Annotated in this window: 21 protein-coding genes; 6 read left to right on the forward strand and 15 right to left on the reverse strand. The window is 64.4% G+C overall.

What is annotated here, in order from left to right:
• Positions 1–29 precede the first annotated feature (29 nt).
• The 3 genes from BEK68_RS06520 to BEK68_RS06530 all read right to left on the reverse strand — a co-directional run bounded on the left by BEK68_RS06520 (position 30) and on the right by BEK68_RS06530 (position 1,367).
• Complete coding sequence (locus tag BEK68_RS06520; RefSeq protein WP_004633723.1) at positions 30–587, reverse strand: ferritin-like domain-containing protein; 558 nt, start codon at positions 585–587, stop codon at positions 30–32.
• A gap of 33 nt (positions 588–620) precedes the next feature.
• A complete protein-coding gene (locus tag BEK68_RS06525) occupies positions 621–980 on the reverse strand; it encodes a DUF883 family protein (RefSeq protein ID WP_009277192.1) in 360 nt (119 codons plus the stop codon).
• A gap of 213 nt (positions 981–1,193) precedes the next feature.
• Positions 1,194–1,367 carry a DUF1328 family protein gene (locus BEK68_RS06530; protein ID WP_004633727.1) on the reverse strand — a complete coding sequence of 58 codons (174 nt, stop codon included), beginning with the start codon at positions 1,365–1,367 and terminating at the stop codon, positions 1,194–1,196.
• Between the two features lie 223 nt (positions 1,368–1,590).
• On the opposite strand from BEK68_RS06530, the gene BEK68_RS06535 reads away from it, so the two are divergent.
• Positions 1,591–3,033 (forward strand): sensor histidine kinase, encoded by a 1,443-nt coding sequence (locus BEK68_RS06535; protein ID WP_009239246.1) that lies wholly within the window; start codon positions 1,591–1,593, stop codon positions 3,031–3,033.
• A gap of 84 nt (positions 3,034–3,117) precedes the next feature.
• On the opposite strand, the gene BEK68_RS06540 is transcribed toward BEK68_RS06535, so the two are convergent.
• The 7 genes from BEK68_RS06540 to BEK68_RS06570 all read right to left on the reverse strand — a co-directional run bounded on the left by BEK68_RS06540 (position 3,118) and on the right by BEK68_RS06570 (position 9,600).
• The gene (locus BEK68_RS06540) at positions 3,118–3,258 is read right to left on the reverse strand and encodes an entericidin A/B family lipoprotein (RefSeq protein WP_004633731.1); all 141 of its coding nucleotides are present in this window, start codon (positions 3,256–3,258) and stop codon (positions 3,118–3,120) included.
• 70 nt (positions 3,259–3,328) lie between these two features.
• Entirely contained in the window at positions 3,329–3,769 is a 441-nt protein-coding gene (locus BEK68_RS06545) for a response regulator (RefSeq protein ID WP_004633733.1), read from the reverse strand.
• Positions 3,770–3,871: 102 nt separating this feature from the next.
• The gene (locus BEK68_RS06550; RefSeq protein ID WP_009277190.1) at positions 3,872–4,504 is read right to left on the reverse strand and encodes a response regulator; all 633 of its coding nucleotides are present in this window, start codon (positions 4,502–4,504) and stop codon (positions 3,872–3,874) included.
• Positions 4,505–4,814: 310 nt separating this feature from the next.
• Complete coding sequence (locus BEK68_RS06555; RefSeq protein ID WP_004633737.1) at positions 4,815–5,228, reverse strand: hypothetical protein; 414 nt, start codon at positions 5,226–5,228, stop codon at positions 4,815–4,817.
• 241 nt (positions 5,229–5,469) lie between these two features.
• Positions 5,470–8,208: a methionine synthase gene (gene metH / locus BEK68_RS06560; RefSeq protein WP_267879203.1), complete on the reverse strand. Its 2,739-nt coding sequence runs from the start codon at positions 8,206–8,208 to the stop codon at positions 5,470–5,472.
• The gene (locus tag BEK68_RS06565) at positions 8,205–8,558 is read right to left on the reverse strand and encodes a bleomycin resistance protein (RefSeq protein WP_009239244.1); all 354 of its coding nucleotides are present in this window, start codon (positions 8,556–8,558) and stop codon (positions 8,205–8,207) included. Before BEK68_RS06565 ends, metH begins: the two co-directional genes overlap by 4 nt.
• 1 nt (position 8,559) lies before the next feature.
• Entirely contained in the window at positions 8,560–9,600 is a 1,041-nt protein-coding gene (locus tag BEK68_RS06570; protein WP_009239243.1) for a homocysteine S-methyltransferase family protein, read from the reverse strand.
• Positions 9,601–9,751: 151 nt separating this feature from the next.
• On the opposite strand from BEK68_RS06570, the gene BEK68_RS06575 reads away from it, so the two are divergent.
• On the forward strand, positions 9,752–10,144 hold the full coding sequence (locus BEK68_RS06575; RefSeq protein ID WP_009239242.1) for a rhodanese-like domain-containing protein: 393 nt from the start codon (positions 9,752–9,754) through the stop codon (positions 10,142–10,144).
• A 113-nt stretch (positions 10,145–10,257) separates the two neighbouring features.
• Here the strand turns inward: BEK68_RS06575 and BEK68_RS06580 are convergent, their stop codons facing one another.
• From BEK68_RS06580 to BEK68_RS06595, 4 genes are all read right to left on the reverse strand, one after another.
• Positions 10,258–10,515, reverse strand: coding sequence for a BTH_I0359 family protein (locus tag BEK68_RS06580; RefSeq protein ID WP_004633745.1), 258 nt, complete (start codon positions 10,513–10,515; stop codon positions 10,258–10,260).
• Between the two features lie 319 nt (positions 10,516–10,834).
• A complete protein-coding gene (pcaD, locus tag BEK68_RS06585) occupies positions 10,835–11,674 on the reverse strand; it encodes a 3-oxoadipate enol-lactonase (RefSeq protein ID WP_009239241.1) in 840 nt (279 codons plus the stop codon).
• Between the two features lies 1 nt (position 11,675).
• The gene (locus BEK68_RS06590) at positions 11,676–12,680 is read right to left on the reverse strand and encodes a DUF3108 domain-containing protein (protein ID WP_065851654.1); all 1,005 of its coding nucleotides are present in this window, start codon (positions 12,678–12,680) and stop codon (positions 11,676–11,678) included.
• Positions 12,646–13,524 carry an IclR family transcriptional regulator gene (locus tag BEK68_RS06595; protein WP_009239240.1) on the reverse strand — a complete coding sequence of 293 codons (879 nt, stop codon included), beginning with the start codon at positions 13,522–13,524 and terminating at the stop codon, positions 12,646–12,648. The genes BEK68_RS06590 and BEK68_RS06595 overlap by 35 nt, the downstream gene beginning before the upstream one ends.
• A gap of 76 nt (positions 13,525–13,600) precedes the next feature.
• Here BEK68_RS06595 and BEK68_RS06600 point away from each other — a divergent pair, with 76 nt between their 5' ends.
• Positions 13,601–14,593 carry a fumarylacetoacetate hydrolase family protein gene (locus BEK68_RS06600; RefSeq protein ID WP_009239239.1) on the forward strand — a complete coding sequence of 331 codons (993 nt, stop codon included), beginning with the start codon at positions 13,601–13,603 and terminating at the stop codon, positions 14,591–14,593.
• Positions 14,594–14,601: 8 nt separating this feature from the next.
• On the opposite strand, the gene BEK68_RS06605 is transcribed toward BEK68_RS06600, so the two are convergent.
• On the reverse strand, positions 14,602–15,510 hold the full coding sequence (locus tag BEK68_RS06605; protein WP_009239238.1) for an IclR family transcriptional regulator: 909 nt from the start codon (positions 15,508–15,510) through the stop codon (positions 14,602–14,604).
• A 103-nt stretch (positions 15,511–15,613) separates the two neighbouring features.
• Between BEK68_RS06605 and BEK68_RS06610 the strand changes: the two genes are divergently transcribed.
• From BEK68_RS06610 to BEK68_RS06620, 3 genes are all read left to right on the forward strand, one after another.
• Positions 15,614–16,618 carry an LLM class flavin-dependent oxidoreductase gene (locus BEK68_RS06610; RefSeq protein WP_009239237.1) on the forward strand — a complete coding sequence of 335 codons (1,005 nt, stop codon included), beginning with the start codon at positions 15,614–15,616 and terminating at the stop codon, positions 16,616–16,618.
• A gap of 84 nt (positions 16,619–16,702) precedes the next feature.
• The gene (locus BEK68_RS06615) at positions 16,703–17,866 is read left to right on the forward strand and encodes an ABC transporter substrate-binding protein (RefSeq protein WP_004633759.1); all 1,164 of its coding nucleotides are present in this window, start codon (positions 16,703–16,705) and stop codon (positions 17,864–17,866) included.
• Between the two features lie 80 nt (positions 17,867–17,946).
• Positions 17,947–18,765, forward strand: a complete 819-nt coding sequence (locus BEK68_RS06620; protein WP_004633761.1) for an enoyl-CoA hydratase/isomerase family protein — start codon at positions 17,947–17,949, stop codon at positions 18,763–18,765.
• Positions 18,766–18,820 lie beyond the last annotated feature (55 nt).

The following is an 18,820-nucleotide window of genomic DNA, read 5'->3' on the forward strand; positions in this document are numbered from 1 at the left end:
GGCCGGTATCTCGTCCGACTGCTTTCGCTTTATTGGTCGTGGAGCATGTCGGACAACTCGTCCGCGTGTTCCTCCTCAACGGCCAGAATCTGTTCCAGGACGCGCCGCGTGGTGGGGTCTCGATCCCCGATGTAACGGATCATCTCCAGGTAGCTGTCGATCGCGATCCGCTCGGCCACCAGGTTCTCCTTGATCATGTCGACCAGGCCGTCGGCTTCCACGTATTCGGAATGGCTGCGCGTGGATAGTCCTTCCGGGTTGAAGTTGGGCTCGCCGCCCAGTTGCACGATGCGCGTGGCGATGCTGTCGGCGTGTGCCTGTTCCTCGTTGGCATGCACCAGGAATTCTGCGGCGATCGGTTCTGCGTTGATGCCCTTGGCCATGAAATGGTGGCGCCGGTAGCGCAGCACGCAGATCAACTCGGTCGCCAGCGCCTCATTCAGCAGCCGCAGCACGGTCTCCCGATCGGCTTTGTAATCTTCGGTCACCGCACCTTCCTCAATGTGCTTGCGGGCACGTTCGCGCAAGGTTTTGATGTCGGTGAGGAAGCTGCTTTCCGAGGGGGCGGCGACGTTGGTCCGGCTCATGTGGTTGCTCCTGCGGGTGATTGCGGGTTGGTTTTATTCGCTGGCGTCGCGTCGGCTGCTTCCGCCGGCCAGCGCCACAACCAGCCCGATCGCTGCCCCAATCGCCACAGCGACACCCACCGACTTGAACGGTGCCGCCGTGATGGTTTCTTCGGTGCGATCGAGCGCCCAGTCCATGCGTTCGCGGGCCTGATGGGCACGCTCATTGGCGGCGCGGCGCAGTTGGTCGGCGCGCGCGTGCAGCGTGCGACTGGCGCGGTCGGCTTCTGCGCTGCCCTCGTCGGTCAATGTATGGATGGCGTTTTCAAGCGAGCGCAGCAGGCTCTGCACGTCTTCCACGGCAGGGCGAGCGGCATAGCGGGCGTGGTCGACGGCGTCGCTGGCACTGTTCATGGCGCGGTGCGCGCGATCATTGACGTCATCAATTCGGCTTCGGACGCGGTGGCTGGCAAAGAGTGACATGGTGAAGTTCCTCATCGTGACGCCCCGGAAGGCATACTCCGGCGGCGCGGTTGGTTCGGGCGCGGTTTCAGTTTTTGCGAAAGCGGGCCGCATGCCAAACCCCTTAGCAAGACACGGGCCGCGCTTCCGACTGGGTTGGCTGCGCTAATCGACGGCCTTGAAGACCGTGACGCCCAACACCAGAAACAGCACGAACAGCACTACGAAGATGAAGAACAGGACCTTGGCGATACTCGCCGCGCCTGCGGCAATGCCGGTAAAGCCCAGGACGCCGGCCACCAGGGAGATGATGGCGAAGATGAGTGCCCATTTCAGCATGTTGTCGTCTCCGGTTCGGATGGGATGGGAATGCAGGGCAGCGGAGCATTGGATGAGGCCGACGCCCTGTCGCGTATCCCTACGCACATCGCGTGCCTGACCGGGGTGCGCCCCAAGTGTCGCCCGGGGCGCCCACGCGGTATCATCCGAATTGCCAAAAAAACACAAACGCAACGCGCGCCGCGTCGGGCGGTTTGACGCGTTTCCTATGGGTCTGCATGCCATGCGGTCATCCTTGCGCTCCACTCTGCTGCTCGCCGGCGGCATTCTGCTGACGCTCGGGGTGCTGATTGCCTCGGAGACGGGCAACATCCGCCTGAGCCAGGGCTATCGGCAGGTGATTCAGTCGCAGCAGGCTGAAACCGCCATCAACGAACTGCTTGCCGAGCTGGTGAACGCCGAGGCGGGGCAACGCGGGTTCCTGCTCACGGGCAAGGACGAATACCTCGATCCATACAACAAGGCCATCCCGCACATCCACGCGTTGATGGCAGAAATTCGCGATCACTACGCCAACGATCCTGACGCGCTGAAGCTGTTCTCGGAGACGGCGCTCCAGGTGAGCCGCAAGCTCACCGAGATGGAACTCACGCTCATTTACGGCAAGCGTGATCTGGAAGTGGCGCTCGATCTCGTGCGCACCGATTTCGGCAAGGCATCGATGGAAGCGGTGCGGCAGGGGCTGGACCGCCTGCGTCAGCGTGAGATCGCCACCGTGGCCCGCAGCCTTGAACACGCCGAGCGCGATCTGGCGCTCTCGCGCTACGGCATTGCGCTCATCACGGCGGTCAACATCATCCTGCTGGTGGTACTGGGCATGCAGCACGCCAAGCGCCTTGCCGTGACGGAGCGTGAGCGCGACATGGCGGAGGAGGAAAGCCAGAAGCTCGACCGTATGGTGCGTGAGCGCACGCGTCAGTTGTCCGACTTGGCTGCGCACTTGCAGCGTGTGACCGAAGATGAGAAGACGCGCCTCGCGCGCGAGCTGCACGACGAGCTGGGCGCCATCCTCACCGCCACCAAGATGGACCTCCACTGGCTGCGTTCACGCATTCATGCCAATGAGCCTGCGGTAAGCGAAAAGATCACGCGCGTGATGGCCCACGTGGATCAGGGCATCCAGATCAAGCGCCGCCTGATCGAAGACCTGCGCCCGACGATCCTGCTCAACCTGGGTTTGGTGGAAGCGCTCTCGCAATTGACGGAGGACGTGGGCACGCGCAATGGCTGGCATACGGAAGTGAGCCTGCCCGACGATATGCCCAAGCTGACCGACGATGCGGCCATCGCGCTGTATCGGATCGTGCAGGAATCGCTGACCAACGCATCGAAATACGCGCATGCGACCACGGTGTCGGTGGCGCTCGATGTGGGTGAAGAGGGCGTGCGCTTGCGCGTGCGCGACAACGGCCGTGGGTTCCCCGCCGATATCGAGCGGCGCCGCATGGTCGGCCACCACGGCCTGCTGGGGATGGAGCAGCGCGCCATTGCGCTGGGCGGCACGCTCGTCATCGACTCAATGCCAGGCGGCGGTGTGACGATCATCGTCGAGCTGCCTCCCAGCGATGCCGTATTCGACCGAGGCGCGGCTAACGAACCGTCGGGCATGCAGGCGCTGACTGGCGGTATTGCGCCTGCCCCGGGCCGCGGCGGCGCGACGGTGTAAGTCGCTCGCCGTAACGCATCGCCCAAACAAAAAGCCCCATCGCGGGGCTTTTTGTTTTTGATGCCGGCGTCGCTGGCGCTGACGTTACATCTTCTGCTTGGCGTTGTCGGCCGAGTTCTCCAGCTTCTGACCACCGGTCTGGATGTCCTTGCCGGCGCCGGCCATGGTGTTGCAGCCGGCCAGGAACATACACGTCACTGCAAGTGCGGCACACAAGGTCTTCATCGAACGCTCCTTGGGGTGAGAAATGGCGTTGGGCGCGTGGCGCGACGGCAGATGCGGCGCGCTAAGAATCTCAGGGGTGGAAATGCTGCGCGGGCTGAGGACGGGGGCGGCCGACACCGGCGCGCTCTTCGATCACCTCGAACACCTTGTCGAGTTCGAGCGATTTGTCGAAGAAATAGTTGGCGCCGGCTTCAAAGCAGCGCTGCCGGTAGGTCGGAACCTGAGCGTGGTTGGTGTAGACGATACGTACGCTGGGCGACGCTTGATCGCGCAGCGTTTGGAGGACTTTGAAGCCATTGCCCTGCCGCAATTGCAGGTCGACGATCACGACGTCGTAGTGGCCCTGCCCCAGAAGGCCCAGCGCCAAATCTTCGGTGTCTGCCCATTCGACCGTCGCCACGAAGGCGGAGGCCTTGAGGTATTCCAGCACCATGCCGCGAAGCACCGGGGAATCCTCGATCAGGAGGACGCGCAGGCCACGGGCGGAGAGGGTGACGGCTTGATCCAGCATGGGTTGATGTTAGCCAGCGGGTTGCCGAGGTGGTATCAGGCGTTGTCCTACATGCCAGTTGGGTTTGCGGGGCGCCAAGGGGTTTTGGCGCCCCATCAGGTGCTACTCAACCAGGCCGTTCTTGATGGCGTAATACGTCAGATCGGCATTGGATTTCATGCCCATCTTTTCCAGAATCCGCGTGCGGTAAGTGCTGACCGTCTTGACGCTCAGGAACAGCTCTTCCGCGATGATCGATACCGATTGCCCGCGCGCCAGCTTGCAGAAGATCTGAAACTCACGCTTGGACAGCGTCTGGTGCAGCGGCTGGTCGGTCGGCTTTTCCAGGCCGCCAATGAGCAGCTCGGCCACGGTCGGGCTGACATAGCGACGGCCTTGCGACACGGTACGGATGGCCTTGACCAGCTCGTCCGGCGCGCTTTCTTTTGTCAGATAGCCCGATGCCCCTGCGCGGATCAGGTTGATGGCGTACTGGTCTTCCGGGAAGGTCGACAGGATCAGCACCGGCAGATCCGGATGGCGCTGGCGAGCCAGCTTGAGGGTGTCGATGCCGTTGCGATCGGGCATGGAAATGTCGAGCACCACGACGTCAAAGGCCCCGGTGCGGAGTTGCTCCATCACCTCTTCCCCGCTGGCCGCTTCCCCCGCGACTTCGATGTCCCGCTCTTCGGACAGAAACTGTCGAAGGCCGGCGCGAACGATCTCGTGGTCGTCCGCAATCAGGACGCGAATCATGCTGCTCCTTATGAGCGCGCTGGGCGGATTGCCCGACTCCGTGCGCTGCGCTTGTTGGTTCGATACGACAGCAATTGTATCGGACTGTTGCGCCAAAACGGGGCCCCTCGTGCTGGCGGTTTGAGAAGGCGTTGTCTGCGTTTCCATAAGAGACCTCGGGAATGTGCATGAATCGCAACATGTCGATGCCTCCCCGATCAGCAATCGGCGTGCCTGGGCGCGTGCGGCCAAAGAAAACGGGGCGGAAGAGTTCCGCCCCGAGGGTAGCCGGAATTGCCGGGCGGCCCCGGTTTTTCCGCGCAGTGACGTGTTACTTCGTCTGGGTCGTGGCGGCGGCGTTCGCGCCTGCGTCGGCGCTCAGGCCGGCGCCGGTGTCAGCCTTTGCGGCCTTGCCCGACTTCTCGGCCGACTTTTCCGTCTTGCTGACCGACTTGCCGACCTTGTCTGCGGTCTTGTCGACGCCGGCTTCCGTCTTCGCCTTGTGCTCGTGCGCGGCCTTGGCGCCGTGCTCAGCCTTGGTGTTCAGTTGGCTCTTGGCGGACTCGGTGTCCAGCTTGGCGCCCGTATCGGCCTTCAGGCCCACGCCGGCATTGCCTTGCGCCGGTGCCACGGCCGCAGTGCCATTGGATTGCAGCGATACGCCGGCCGACGGGGTTTGCGCGTTGGCGTAAGCCGAAGCAGCAGCGATGGCGATGGCGGACAGGGAGATCAGCAGCTTGTTCATGGAAGAGACTCCTTTCGTTCTGAACGGCCACGCGAGGGATTCGTCGCGGCATCACTCTGTGTGTGTTGAGTGAATGGGTTCAGTCTATGGAGCCCTTTCGGTTACGACTGTTAGGGGGTGTAAGCCTTTGTAATGTCAGGATCGCCCCTCTTGAAACCCCGGCAAAGCCAATGCCGGTGAGGGTTTGCGGACGTAAGACACAGCGTGATTCACACTATGTCTTAAACGTCTTGTCACAGAATCAGAGATTCGGGGCGAGGGCGCGCTCCACAAAGGCGCGGTCTTCACCGCTGCGGGCGATCATGTCGTCCACCTGATCCTGGCCGATCTTGCCGAGCGTGAAGTACGTGCTGTCCGGATGCGAAAGGTAGAAGCCCGAGACGGAAGCGGCCGGCGTCATGGCCAGCGCCTCGGTCAGGTCCATGCCGATCTCCTGCGCGTCGAGCACGCGGAACATGTCGCGCTTGACGGTGTGCTCCGGGCAGGCCGGGTAGCCGGGCGCGGGGCGGATGCCCTTGTATTCCTCGCGGATGAGCGCATCGTTGTCGAGCGTCTCATCCGGTGCGTAGCCCCACAAGTCGCGACGCACGCGGGCGTGCAGGCATTCGGCAAAGGCTTCGGCAAAGCGGTCGGCCAGCGCCTTGAGCATGATCGCGCTGTAGTCGTCGTTGTCGGCTTCGAACTGCTTCTCGCGCTTTTCCACCCCGATGCCGCCCGTCACGGCAAACAGGCCGATGTAGTCGGCAATGCCGGTGTCCTTGGGCGCGATGAAATCGGCCAGGCAGCGGTTCGGGCGCATCACGCCGTCGATGATCGGGCGCTCGCTCTGCTGGCGGATGTTGCGCCAGGTGAGCGCGACTTCCGAGCGCGATTCGTCGGTGTAGATCTCGATGTCGTCGTCGTTGACGGTGTTGGCGGGCAGCAGCGCGATCACGCCGTTGGCCGTGAGCCAGCGCCCGGCGATCAGGCGCGCGAGCATGCTCTTGCCGTCGGAGAACACCCGACGGGCCGACTCACCCACGATCTCATCGTTGAGAATGTCCGGGAATTTGCCGGCCAGGTCCCACGTCTGGAAGAACGGGCCCCAATCGATGTACTGGGCGAGTTCGTTCAGATCGTAGTTGCGGAACACGCGGCGGCCGATGAACTTCGGCTTGGGCGGCGTGTAGTTGCTCCAGTCGATCTTCGTCTTGTTGGCGCGCGCTGCGGCCAGCGACACCATCGGCGTGGCTTTCTTATTGGCGTGCTGCGTGCGGATGCGGTCGTAGTCGGCGTGCAGTTCTTCGACGTAGCGCGCGGCGCCTTCGTCGGACAGCAGGCTCGACGCCACGCTCACTGAGCGCGAGGCGTCCGGCACGTAAACCACCGGCCCTTCGTAATTCGGGGCGATCTTCACGGCGGTATGCACGCGGCTCGTCGTCGCGCCACCGATCAGCAGCGGGATTTTCTTCACGCGGAAGTACTCGTCGCGCTGCATTTCCGACGCCACGTAGGCCATTTCTTCGAGCGACGGCGTAATCAGGCCCGACAGGCCGATGATGTCCGCGCCTTCCACCTTCGCCTTGGCCAGGATGTCGTTGCACGGGACCATCACGCCCATGTTCACGACTTCGAAGTTGTTGCACTGGAGCACGACGGTGACGATGTTCTTGCCGATGTCGTGCACGTCGCCCTTGACCGTGGCGATGACGATCTTGCCACGCGAACGCACGTCGCCGCCGGCCGCGGCAATCTTGCGCTTCTCTTCTTCGATGAACGGAATCAGGTGGGCCACCGCCTGCTTCATCACGCGGGCGGATTTCACCACCTGCGGCAGGAACATCTTCCCGGCGCCGAAGAGGTCACCGACGATGTTCATGCCGTCCATCAGCGGGCCTTCGATGACCTGGATCGGGCGGCCGCCGGCGGCAAAGATCTTCTGCCGAACTTCTTCGGTGTCTTCGACCACGTAGTCGGTAATGCCGTGCACGAGCGCATGTGCCAGGCGCTTTTCCACCGGCTCCTGACGCCAGGCGAGGTTTTCTTCACGCTTGGTGCCGCCGCCCTTGTAGCGGTCCGCAATTTCCAGCAAGCGGTCGGTGGCATCGGGGCGGCGGTTGAGCACCACGTCTTCCACGCGGTCGCGCAGTTCGGGGTCGAGGTTCTCGTACACGCCCAACTGCCCGGCGTTGACGATGCCCATGTCCATGCCCGCCTGAATTGCGTAGTACAGGAACACGGTGTGGATCGCCTCGCGCACCACGTCGTTGCCGCGGAACGAAAACGACACGTTCGACACGCCGCCGCTCACCTTCGCGTACGGCAGGTTTTGTTTGATCCAGCGCGTGGCTTCGATGAAGTCCACCGCATAGTTGTTGTGTTCCTCGATCCCGGTCGCCACCGCAAAGATGTTCGGGTCGAAGATGATGTCTTCCGGCGCAAAGCCGACTTTGTTGACGAGGAAGTCGTAGCTGCGCTTGCAGATCTCGGTCTTGCGCGCATAGGTGTCAGCCTGGCCTTGCTCGTCAAACGCCATCACCACGGCAGCGGCGCCGTAGCGCTTGATCAGCTTGGCGTGGTGCGCGAACTGTTCTTCGCCTTCCTTGAGCGAGATCGAGTTGACGATCGCCTTGCCCTGCACGCACTTCAGACCCGCCTCGATCACGTCCCATTTGGACGAGTCGATCATGATCGGCACGCGCGCGATGTCGGGCTCCGAGGCGATCAGATTCAGGAAGCGCACCATCGCCGCCTTGGAATCGAGCATCGCCTCGTCCATGTTGATGTCGATGACCTGCGCGCCGTTTTCGACCTGCTGGCGCGCCACGGCCAGCGCCTCGTCGAACTGGCTGTTCAGGATCATGCGCGCGAACGCCTTGGACCCGGTGACGTTGGTGCGCTCGCCGACGTTGACGAACAGCGTGCTCTCGCCGATGTTGAACGGCTCGAGGCCAGAGAGGCGCATGGGGTGGTCGGTCATGATGGTGCGGGGTTCGGTCAGGCGGGGGCGTATTCGCCGAGCTTCAACAGGTTGCCGTGCGGGTCGATCACGTAGAGCTCTTTCATGCCCCACGGACGCACCGCCGGCGGCGCGAGCTCCAGCCCGCGCGCGGTGAATTCTTCAAACAGCGCCTGCGTGCTCGGCACACGCAGGTAGCACGAGGTGTGCTCGGCAATGCGGCGGTCGTCGCACAGCCAGAAATGGATTTCAGTGCCATCGCGCTGCACGATCAGGTAGTCGTCTGCGATCAGTGCCTGCGTGAACCCCAGCCGCTCCGTATAGAAGCGGGCCGACTCCTGCAGGTCCAGCGAGGCAAGCACGGGGATGGTGCTGTCGATGCGCGCCTTCATGTCAGGCGGCTTCGAGATACTGGCCGGGCCATGCACGCGGCTTGCGGTTGGCCACGCGGTCGGCGATCGCCTTGATGTGCTCCGGCGTGGTGCCGCAGCAACCGCCCACCAGATTCACCAGGCCGGCCGAAGCAAACTCGTCGACCAGGCTGGAGGTGACCTCTGGCGTTTCATCAAAGCCCGTCTCGCTCATTGGGTTGGGCAGGCCGGCGTTGGGGTAGCACGAGACGGCCGTATCGCAAATCTTCGCCAGCTCGGCGATGTACGGACGCATCAACGCGGCGCCCAGCGCGCAGTTCAGGCCAAAGGTGATCGGCTTGGCGTGGCGCAGGCTGTTCCAGAACGCCTCGACGGTTTGGCCCGAGAGAATGCGGCCCGAGGCGTCGGTGACGGTGCCGGAGATCATCACGGGCACGCGCTCGCCGGTGTCTTCAAACAGCTGATCGATGGCGAACAGCGCTGCCTTGGCGTTGAGCGTGTCGAAGATGGTCTCGACCAGAAACACGTCCGCGCCGCCTTCGAGCAGCGCCTTGCCCTGCTCGTAGTAGGCGTCGCGCAGTTGGTCGAAGCTGACGTTGCGAGCGCCCGGGTCGTTCACGTCGGGCGAAATGCTGGCGGTCTTGGGCGTCGGCCCAAAGGCGCCGGCAACAAAGCGCGGCTTGTCGGGCGTGCTGTATTTGTCGCAGGCTTCGCGTGCCAGGCGGGCGGCCACGACGTTCATCTCGTAGGCCAGCTCCGCCATCTTGTAGTCTTCCTGAGCGATGGTCGTCGCACCGAAGGTGTTGGTTTCGATCAGGTCCGCGCCGGCAGCTAGGTACTGCTCATGGATTTCACGGATGACGTCGGGGCGGGTGAGCAGCAGCAGCTCGTTGTTGCCCTTCACATCGATCGGGTGGTTGGCAAAGCGCTCGCCGCGGTATTGCGCCTCATTCAGCTTGTAGCGCTGGATCATGGTGCCCATCGCGCCGTCCAGGATCAGGATGCGCTCGCGCAGCAGCGCGGGCAGGTTGGCGGCACGGGTGTAGGGCAGGGGCGCGGTCATGGAAGGGACTCCGAGGTGCAGCGGCCGGTCGAATATTCAGAATTTGCGGCCAAAGCGGAATTTTACCAGTCGCATCAATGACTTGCCGCCGTTGTGGGCAATCGCGCTTCTATAATCGACATCACGCCCTTTGCCCGCCCTGACACTCGCCATGCAATTGCTCGATCCCCCAGACGCCCACGCCTTCCTGGAGCGCACGCCCGCCGCGCTTTTTGTCGACTGCCGCAGCGAAATGGAACACCTCTTCGTGGGGCATCCAGCCGGCGCCCACCACGTCTCGTGGAACGACGGCCCGCATTGGGAGGTGAATCCGGAGTTCGTGCCGACCGTGCGCAAACTGACCGGTCACGGCATCGAGCGCCCCGTTGTGCTGATCTGCCGGAGCGGCAATCGCTCGGCGGCTGCGGCGCATGCATTGGAAGAGGCCGGTTTTCGTGATGTCTACGTTGTGCGCCACGGCTTTGAGGGCGACCTCGACAGCACGCGCCACCGCAACACGCTCAACGGCTGGCGCCATGCCGGCCTGCCATGGGAGCAATGCTAGAAGGACGCTATCGACGCGATAGTCGATCGACACATGAAAAAACGCCCGGCAGCGCCATGCTCCGGGCGTTTTTTGTTGATCCGTCCAGCGGGCGGTTTTGCCCGCACGGTACGTCAATGCATTGTGACCGGCTGCGTCATCACCGTGTCGAATTTGCCGAGGAAATCGTCGACTTCTTCAACGGTCGGTTCGCTGGCGATGAGCTTTTTCACGTCCTCGCGGAAATGCTCGGCCAACTCGCCGCCCAGGAAGATCTCACGTTTGAGGTTCTTGTCCACGATCTCGTAGCCGCCCGCTGACAGCATGGCGTGTTGGCCGTCTACACCGAACTCGACAACACAGTAGTTGTCGCTGTTGTAGATCATCTGCATGGTGCACCTCCGAGGCGTCAATCGTCTTGCTGTTGTGGGGACTGCTCTACTGCTGCACCGGGTAGATGGGGCCCACCATCATGACTTCAAGGGCCGATCAATTCCCGCCTCATGACCGTTCTGCCCCATCTACCCCTTGGGCTTCATGATCGGCCACAAAGTTCGCGAACGCGAGGCGAAATGTGTGACGTGCGTTGTGATCGCGTAACAAGACCTTTCCGTTTCTGCATCAAAAGAAGCAAGCGGCCTTCCGCCATTCGGCCAGTAGACGACGGGCCGTGTGCGGGGCGCGTGCAACTATCGGCAAGGCAGGCAGGCCTTATGGCGTGTCGCATTGACTCCCGCATCCTGCGTGCCCGAGGAACTCATCCAGATCGGCGAGGAAGCCCTCCTCCTGTTCGATGGGGGCCAGGTGCGCCGCGTGCGGAATCACTTTCAAACGGGCGTCAGGAATGTGCGTGGCGATCTCGCGTGCCGCTTCCACCGGGGCACCGGTGTCTTGGTCGCCTGTCATGACGAGCGTGGGACAGGCGATGCGCGCCAGCGCGCTGCGTGTGTCGAGCGCCTTGATGGCCAGGCATGTACCGACATAGCCGTGCGGTTGTGTGGCGCGCAGCAAGCCGCGGATGCGTTCAACGACGTCGGGATGGGCTTCACGAAACGGCGTGGTCAGCCAGCGCTGTATCGTGGGCTCGACAATGCCGCTCATACCGTGCGCTTCGACTTGACCGATGCGCTCGTCCCACATGACATGCGCTGACGCCGGCGTGTAGCACACGGTGTCGCACAGCGTCAGCGAGAGCAGCCGCTGCGCGTGCCGCACGCCCAGGACCTGCCCGACCATGCCGCCCATCGACAGGCCAACGAAATGCACCTGTCCGATCGATAGCGCATCGAGCAGGCCGGCCACATCGTCCGCCATCTGGAACAGCGTGTAGGGGCCGTGCGGGGCGCTGGTCTTGCCGTGGCCACGTGCGTCGTAGCGCAGCACGCGATAGCGGCTGGCCAGGCGTCGGGCGGCGCTGTCCCACAATTGGTGGTCTACGCCCAAGGCGTGCGCAAGCACGACCCACGGGCCATCGGCGCCCTCGGTGCGGTGGTGGATGTCGATGTGGTTGGCGTGCACCGTGCCGGAATCGGAGAGGGCGTTGGTATCCATGTCAGCCTCCTTCCTGGGACTGGTAGACCAGATCGAACTGCATGCCGTTGGGCTCGGTCTGGCGCAGGCGTACCGGCAGCCAGCCGCGATCGGGGGACAGCCAGATCTCTACACGCCGTTTGTCATCCGCGCGGCGCGGCAGTCGTATGAAGTGTTGCGCACGAATCGTGCCGTTCGGCGTGTCGATGGTTTCCTCGCCGACATGCTGGACGCGGGCCACTTCCACGCTGTCGGTATCGGCGATCGGGAATTCCAGCGTGAGGCCCGGGCTGGCGATGCGCGCGGGGCCGCCACGGGCCAATCCGGTCAGTTGCAGGAAGACGCTGAAGCGGTCTTGCGTGCCTTCGGGCAACGGAAGCACGGCCGGCGAGCGGGTGAAAGTGACCGTGGGTGCGCTCTGTGCGCCGGATGCCGGTATGGAGTCGGTCGCGTAATGGAACGTCGTCACGTCGGGTTGTCGGCGCCCGCGCTCTTCTTCGTAGCGCGCGGGGGTTAGACCATACGGGCCGACGGTGCCGGCGCTGCGAAACGCGAGTTTGCCGAAGAAGAGCGGCAACGGAATTTCCACGGCGAGCGTGTAACTTTTGCCATCGGTGGCCCAGCGGATCACGCCATCTTCGTTGCGCACGCCGTTGACGTAAGTGGCGTACCGCAGCGTGGTCGATGGTGGCAGCGAGAATGCGTCGCCCGGCGGTGCAGGCGGCCCGCCCGGGCCTTCGCCGCTCAGATCCTTGACCACGCCGGTATCGCCCGAGGCTTGAGCGCCAGCGCTGGTGAACTCGGACGGGTCCATGCTTGCCAGATCGGGCGCCGACACCCAGGGGGCCGGCGGCCACGTCACCTGACGGCTGCGCGCGATCCACACGACCGCAACGACGTGCAGCACGAGCACGGCCAGCAGCACGAGCCCGAACCGGCCAAGCCGATAGAAGCGACGCCTGCGGGGTTGCACGCGGTCGGTATTCAGTTCGTCAGCATTGCGGGGCGTTGGGTGCAACGTATCCAAGATCGGCGGAAAGTTGTTGTGCGGCCAGCCGCAAGCGCCGCTCCAGCGGGCTGCTCCAAGTGGTGTCGAAGGTGCTTTGTGCGCCCAACGCGATCAGCACGAGACACAATTGGCCGTTGGCGTCGAACACCGGCAGCGACATCGCGTTGATGCCGGGCAGCACGCCACCGTGGATGCGCGAGACGCCACGCAGGCGCACGTCGGCGCAGATCGCATCGTAGGCTTCGAGCGTTTGCGGTAGCTCCGGGTTCTCGGAGTCGGCGGACTCGCCCTGGGCCGCAATGCGATCGAGTTCGCGCTGGATGAACGAGCGCGTCTGCGCGCGCGGCAAGTACGCGCCGAACACGCGGCCGGTGGCCGAGTTCAGCATCGGCATCACATCCCCCAGGCGCAAGCTGACCGTCACGGGATGGCTGGCTTCTTCCCAGTGGACGATGGCCGGGCCCTGGTTGCCCCAGACGGCCAGGCCGACAGTGTGATCGATCTCGTCGCGCAGCGCGGCGGCGGCGGGCCGGGCGCGGCGCATCGGGTCTTGTCGGTTCAGGCTCACCAGCCCCATTTCCAGCGCGAACGGACCCAGATCGTAACGGCCTTCGGGCGTTTGCGTGACAAGCCCCAGGCGCGCAAAGCTCACCAGATAACGGTGCGCCTTGGCGGGGTTCATGGGCGCGGCACGCGCGAGGTCGCGCAGCATCATCGGGCCGGTGGTGTGCGTGAGCACTTCCAGCAGCCGGAAGCCGACTTCGATGGACTGGATGCCCGAGCGCGCGGGCGCATCCAATTCACCGTCGGCATCGGGCTCCAGGTCGAGATCGGTGTCGGCGGGCAGCGGTGGCATGGTCATGGGCGATGGATCGGTTCGGGCCAGTTTAGCCGATGCAAGGTGTACCATCCGCGCAGCTTTTCTCCACACAACGCACATGAAACTCGCCACCCTCAAGGATGGCTCGCGCGACGGCCAGTTGGCCGTGGTCTCGCGCGACCTCAAGACCGCTCACTTCGCCACGCACATCGCCGGCACGCTGCAGCGCGCGCTGGACGACTGGGCCTTCCACGCGCCGCAGCTGCAGGATCTGTACGACCAGCTCAACGCGGGCCGCGCACGCCACCCGTTTGCGTTCGATGCCGCCAACTGCATGGCGCCGCTGCCGCGCGCTTACCAGTGGGCGGATGGCTCGGCGTATTTGAATCACGTTGAACTGGTGCGCAAGGCGCGCGGCGCCGAGATGCCCCCCGAGTTCTGGACCGACCCGCTGATGTACCAGGGCGGCTCGGACGACCTAGCCGGCGCGCACGATCCCATCGTCTGCCGCAGCGAGGCGTTCGGCATCGATTTCGAAGCCGAGGTGGCTGTCATCACCGGCGACGTGCCGATGGGCACCGAGGCGGCCGCCGCTGCCGAGGGCATCCGCCTGATCGTGCTGGCCAACGATGTGTCGCTGCGCAATCTGATTCCGGCGGAGCTGGGCAAGGGTTTCGGCTTCTTCCAGAGCAAGCCGGCCACGTCGTTCTCGCCCGTCGCCGTCACGCCCGATGAATTGGGCGACGCCTGGCGCGAACGCAAGGTACATCTGCCGATGACGGTGCGCTGGAACAACAAGAAGGTCGGCCAGCCCGAGTGCGGCACCGATATGGTGTTCGACTTCGGTCAGCTGATCGCGCACATCTGCAAAACACGCAACGTGCGTGCGGGCAGCATCGTTGGCTCGGGCACGATTTCCAACGTGGACCGCAGCAAGGGGTACGCGTGCATTGCCGAGAAACGCATGCTGGAAACCATCGAATCCGGTGCGCCCATCACCGAATACATGCGCTACGGCGACACCGTGAAGATCGAGATGTTCGACGCCAACGGCGTGTCGATTTTCGGGGCGATCGACCAGGAAGTTGTCGCGCCGGGCACGCAGGCGTAAGCCTTGCCCTACGCGGATTCGGGCGTCGTCCGCGGACGGCGCCCCCGCTTTGGCGCAGCGGCACCGGCCATCAGCGCCTGCCCGTGATACCCCAGACGAAGGGATAGCGTCCGCCCGGCCTCGCGCAATAGCCGCGCGGCGGGCCCTTCCAGGCTCGAATCGAACACGCTGGACAAGCCCAGCGCCGTGATCGCCCCGGCCAGCTTGCCTTGTGAATCGAGCACCGGCACGGCCACCGAATCGATGCCGTGCACCAATGTCCCGCCGATGCGCGCCACGCCCTCCTGCCGCACCGCCTGCCAGCGCGCGCGGCAGTTCAGCCAGTCGGTCAGGCCCGCCTTGCCGGCACCCGGCCCGCGCAATTCACGGTCGATGAGCGAGACGATCTGGATTTCGGGCACCCACGCCGCGCATGCCTGACCCGTGGCCGAATTCAGCAGGGGCATGACAGACCCCACCCTCACATTGACCGCCACCGGCCTGCCGCTGTCTTCCCAGCGCACGATGACCGGGCCGCGCGCGGTCCAGATCGACAGAAACACGCTTTCGTTCAGCCGCTCGGCCAGCTTGGGGAGCAGGTTGCTGCCCTCGCGCACGAAATCCACGTCGGACAGCGCCGACAGCCCCACCTGCAACGCCTGCGCCCCCAGCCGGTAGCGGGCGGAAGCGGGGTCCTGCTCGACAAAACCCATGCGTTCCAGCGACACCAGGTAACGGTGCACCTTCGCGCGCGGCATGCCCAACTGCCGCCCGAGTTCGGAGACGGCGTGTGCGCCACCGGCATGCGCCATCGCCGAAAGCACGCTCAACGCGATCTCAGCGGACTGGATGCCGGCGCTGGTGCGTTCAGGCGTGGCGTCTTCTGCGGCCAGTTCGTGGGGCGATGTAACCGGGGGCAGGGGGGCGTCGATGGGCATCTTGAAGTCTCGAGTGTCGCTTTATAAGATACGCGTTACGTAAAAAGATACAAACGGCGCGGCGGCCCTGCGCGCTGGAAAAGACCTCGAACCCGGAGACGCCATGAAGCTGTCGATCTTTTCCGTGCAGGACCACTACCCCGACCGGCCCCGCAGTCTGCCGCAACTCTACGCAGACGTCATCGCCCAGGCGCGCCACGCCGAAGCGCTTGGCTACGACACCTTCTGGGTGGCCGAGCATCACTTTCACGAGTACGGCGCTGTCCCCAACCCGGCAGTCTTTCTGTCGCATCTGGCCGCGCAGACACAGCGGCTGCGACTGGGCACGGCCATCTCGATCCTGACCTTCCACCACCCGGCCACGGTGGCCGAGAACTACGCGATGGTCGACGCGCTTTCCGGCGGGCGGCTGTCGCTGGGCGTGGGCTCCGGCTACCTCAAGCACGAGTTCGAAGGCTACGACGTCGATCCCGCCATCAAACGCGAGCGCTTTGACGAAGCGCTGATGCTTGTCGAGCGCTTACTTGCAGGTGAGCGTGTGCACCACGCGGGCCAGTTCCACACGCTGCGCGACGTGCGCCTCAACGTTCTGCCGGTGCAGGCTCGCGTGCCGATCCACGTGGCAATCCTGCGGCGCGAGGCGGCGTATCACATTGGCCGGCAGGGCCGGCGCATGCTGTTCGTGCCGTATGCCTCGGTTGAAAGTTTTGAGGACATCCGCACGTTGATGGACGAATACCGCCGTGGCCTGGCCGAAGCAGGCATTGCCGACACGCGTGGCATGGCGGCCGTCGCGCTGCATACGCATGTGGGCCCGACCGAAGCCGCCGTGCGTGCAACGGCCGCCGACGCATTCGACCTGTATGTCGCCACGCGGCTCTACGCGCGTCGCCAGACGTACGACGATGTGCTCGCCAGCGGCCTGTCGTTGTTCGGCACGCCCGACGCGGTGGCCGAGAAGCTCGCGCAGCTGTCCGACATGGGCGTCGATCACGTGATGGCGCTGCACAACTTCGGGTTGATGCCGCAATCGGCGGTGCTCGAATCGATGCGCGCGTTGGTGGAGGATGCGCTGCCGCGCGCCGGCATCACTGCGCTCGCTGCCTGAACCTGTCGAGCCTGGGCGACTCCGCATCGCCAAACCGCCGCAAAACCGCTACGCTCTTTGCCAAACCACGGGAGGAGATCCCCAATGCAGCGACCGAAGTGGCGGCACGCAGGCGTACTGGCTGGTCTGGCTTTGCTGTCTTCCGCCGCACTGGCGGACATCCGCGTCGGGGTCACGGTGTCGGCCACCGGGCCGCAGGCCTCGCTGGGGCAGCCCGAGAAGAACGCCACCACGCTGTGGCCTAGCGAGATTGGCGGCGAAAAGGTCGACGTGATCGTGCTTGACGATGCGTCGGACACCACGCGCGCGGTCACCAACACGCGCAAGCTGATGAGCGAGTCGAACGTTGACGTGATCGTCGGCTCGTCCACGACGCCGAATACGCTGGCGATGATCGACGCGGCGGCCGAGGGCAAGACGCCCGTGATTTCGCTGGCCTCATCCGCTCGGTTGATCGAGCCGATGGATGCCAAGCGGCGCTGGATCTTCAAGACGCCGCATTCGGACTCGCACATGGCCTCGCTGATTGCCGAGCACGCCGCAGCGCACGGCGTGAAGACCATTGCTTACATCGGCTTTGCCAACGCGCTGGGCGAGGCCTTCCTGACGGAGGTGCAGCGCTTTGCCGATCTCAAGCACATCCGCGTCACCGATACCGAGCGTTTTTCGCCCACCGACAACAGCGTGACCGCGCAGGTGCTGCATCTGCTGGCCAACAAGCCCGACGCGGTGGTGATCGGCGGCTCCGGAACGCCCGCCGCCCTGCCGGCCCGCGCGCTGGCCGAGCGCGGCTACACCGGCAAGATCTACTTCAATCACGGCGTATCCAACAACGATTTCGTCAGGCTGTGCGGCAAGGATTGCGAAGGCGCCTACGTGCCGACCGGCCCCGTGATGGTCGCCGCCGAATTGCCCGACACCAATCCGGCGAAGCGGCAGGCGCTGGATTTTGCGCGCCGTTATGAGGCCACCTTTGGCCGTGGCAGCGTGTCGATCTTCGCCGCCTACACGGGCGACATCGGCTTGCTGCTGCAGCGCGCGGTGCCGGTGGCACTCAAGCGTGCCAAGCCGGGCACGCCGGCCTTTCGCGAGGCGCTGCGCGACGCACTGGAGCAGGTGCACGATCTGCCCACCAGCACCGGGGTGGTCAACATGAGCCCGCAAGACCACGTTGGCCTGGACCAGCGTGCCCGCGTCATGGCGCAGATCCGCCGCGGCCAATGGCACCTGGCCGATGCCGCGAAGTGAAAGTGACGATGACGACGGAGCGCATCCCGCATTGCACGCGCGATCTCATCCGCTATGCTTGAACCATTACCTTGGACGCCATGACCTCGCTCGCCCCCCGCTTTGCCCGCTACCAGGCGCTGACGCTCATCCAGCACGGCCCCATCCTCGAAATCGTGATGGGCGCGGCGCAGTCGGCCAACCGCAAGCTGTCCACGGCCGATGCCGGCCTGCACCGCGAACTGGCGGAAATCTGGCGCGATGTGTCCGCCGAGCCCTCCGTGCGCGTCGCGCTCATCCGCGGTGAGGGCAAGGGCTTCTCGGCTGGCGGCGATCTGCACCTCGTCGAGCAGATGGCTGATGACTTCGACGTGCGCACGCGCGTCTGGCACGAGGCGCGCGACCTTGTCTACAACGTCATCAACTGCGACAAGCCGATTGTCAGCGCCATGCACGGCCCGGCCGTGGGGGCAGGGCTCGTTGCCGGATTGCTGGCCGATATTTCGATCGCCGCGAAGGACGCCCGCATCGTCGACGGCCACACGCGCCTGGGCGTGGCGGCGGGCGACCATGCGGCCATTGTCTGGCCGTTGTTGTGCGGTATGGCCAAGGCCAAGTATTACCTGCTGCTGTGCGAGTCCATGACCGGCGAAGAGGCCGAGCGCATTGGGCTGATTTCGCTGGCCGTGCCGGAATCGGAACTCGTCAACCGCGCATTCGAGGTCGCCGAGCGCTTGGCGGCCGGTTCGCAGACGGCCATTCGCTGGACCAAGTACGCGCTGAACAACTGGTTGCGCCTGGCGGGCCCGAGTTTTGATACGTCGCTGGCGCTTGAATTCATGGGTTTTGCGGGCCCTGACGTGCGCGAGGGCATTGCGAGCCTGCGCCAGAAGCGTCCGCCCACGTTTGATGGCGCCTGATTGAAGATGAAGACACGCATGCGCGCCCGCCCCCCGACCGATTTGTAGGAGACAC

Origin of the sequence: Ralstonia pickettii (genome assembly GCF_001699815.1) — a bacterium.
GTDB classification, from domain to species: domain Bacteria; phylum Pseudomonadota; class Gammaproteobacteria; order Burkholderiales; family Burkholderiaceae; genus Ralstonia; species Ralstonia thomasii.

What these genes read in the sequence shown, in the direction of transcription:
- BEK68_RS06535 (WP_009239246.1), top strand. Translation starts at nt 1,591, where the DNA reads ATGCGGTCATCCTTGCGCTCCACTCTGCTGCTCGCCGGCGGCATTCTG.
- BEK68_RS06610 (WP_009239237.1), top strand. Translation starts at nt 15,614, where the DNA reads ATGAAGCTGTCGATCTTTTCCGTGCAGGACCACTACCCCGACCGGCCC.
- BEK68_RS06565 (WP_009239244.1), bottom strand. Translation starts at nt 8,558, where the DNA reads ATGAAGGCGCGCATCGACAGCACCATCCCCGTGCTTGCCTCGCTGGAC.
- BEK68_RS06525 (WP_009277192.1), bottom strand. Translation starts at nt 980, where the DNA reads ATGAACAGTGCCAGCGACGCCGTCGACCACGCCCGCTATGCCGCTCGC.
- BEK68_RS06615 (WP_004633759.1), top strand. Translation starts at nt 16,703, where the DNA reads ATGCAGCGACCGAAGTGGCGGCACGCAGGCGTACTGGCTGGTCTGGCT.
- BEK68_RS06570 (WP_009239243.1), bottom strand. Translation starts at nt 9,600, where the DNA reads ATGACCGCGCCCCTGCCCTACACCCGTGCCGCCAACCTGCCCGCGCTG.
- BEK68_RS06550 (WP_009277190.1), bottom strand. Translation starts at nt 4,504, where the DNA reads ATGATTCGCGTCCTGATTGCGGACGACCACGAGATCGTTCGCGCCGGC.
- BEK68_RS06575 (WP_009239242.1), top strand. Translation starts at nt 9,752, where the DNA reads ATGCAATTGCTCGATCCCCCAGACGCCCACGCCTTCCTGGAGCGCACG.
- BEK68_RS06620 (WP_004633761.1), top strand. Translation starts at nt 17,947, where the DNA reads ATGACCTCGCTCGCCCCCCGCTTTGCCCGCTACCAGGCGCTGACGCTC.
- BEK68_RS06605 (WP_009239238.1), bottom strand. Translation starts at nt 15,510, where the DNA reads ATGCCCATCGACGCCCCCCTGCCCCCGGTTACATCGCCCCACGAACTG.
- BEK68_RS06540 (WP_004633731.1), bottom strand. Translation starts at nt 3,258, where the DNA reads ATGAAGACCTTGTGTGCCGCACTTGCAGTGACGTGTATGTTCCTGGCC.
- BEK68_RS06580 (WP_004633745.1), bottom strand. Translation starts at nt 10,515, where the DNA reads ATGCAGATGATCTACAACAGCGACAACTACTGTGTTGTCGAGTTCGGT.
- BEK68_RS06545 (WP_004633733.1), bottom strand. Translation starts at nt 3,769, where the DNA reads ATGCTGGATCAAGCCGTCACCCTCTCCGCCCGTGGCCTGCGCGTCCTC.
- pcaD (WP_009239241.1), bottom strand. Translation starts at nt 11,674, where the DNA reads ATGGATACCAACGCCCTCTCCGATTCCGGCACGGTGCACGCCAACCAC.
- BEK68_RS06520 (WP_004633723.1), bottom strand. Translation starts at nt 587, where the DNA reads ATGAGCCGGACCAACGTCGCCGCCCCCTCGGAAAGCAGCTTCCTCACC.
- BEK68_RS06555 (WP_004633737.1), bottom strand. Translation starts at nt 5,228, where the DNA reads ATGAACAAGCTGCTGATCTCCCTGTCCGCCATCGCCATCGCTGCTGCT.
- BEK68_RS06600 (WP_009239239.1), top strand. Translation starts at nt 13,601, where the DNA reads ATGAAACTCGCCACCCTCAAGGATGGCTCGCGCGACGGCCAGTTGGCC.
- BEK68_RS06595 (WP_009239240.1), bottom strand. Translation starts at nt 13,524, where the DNA reads ATGACCATGCCACCGCTGCCCGCCGACACCGATCTCGACCTGGAGCCC.
- BEK68_RS06530 (WP_004633727.1), bottom strand. Translation starts at nt 1,367, where the DNA reads ATGCTGAAATGGGCACTCATCTTCGCCATCATCTCCCTGGTGGCCGGC.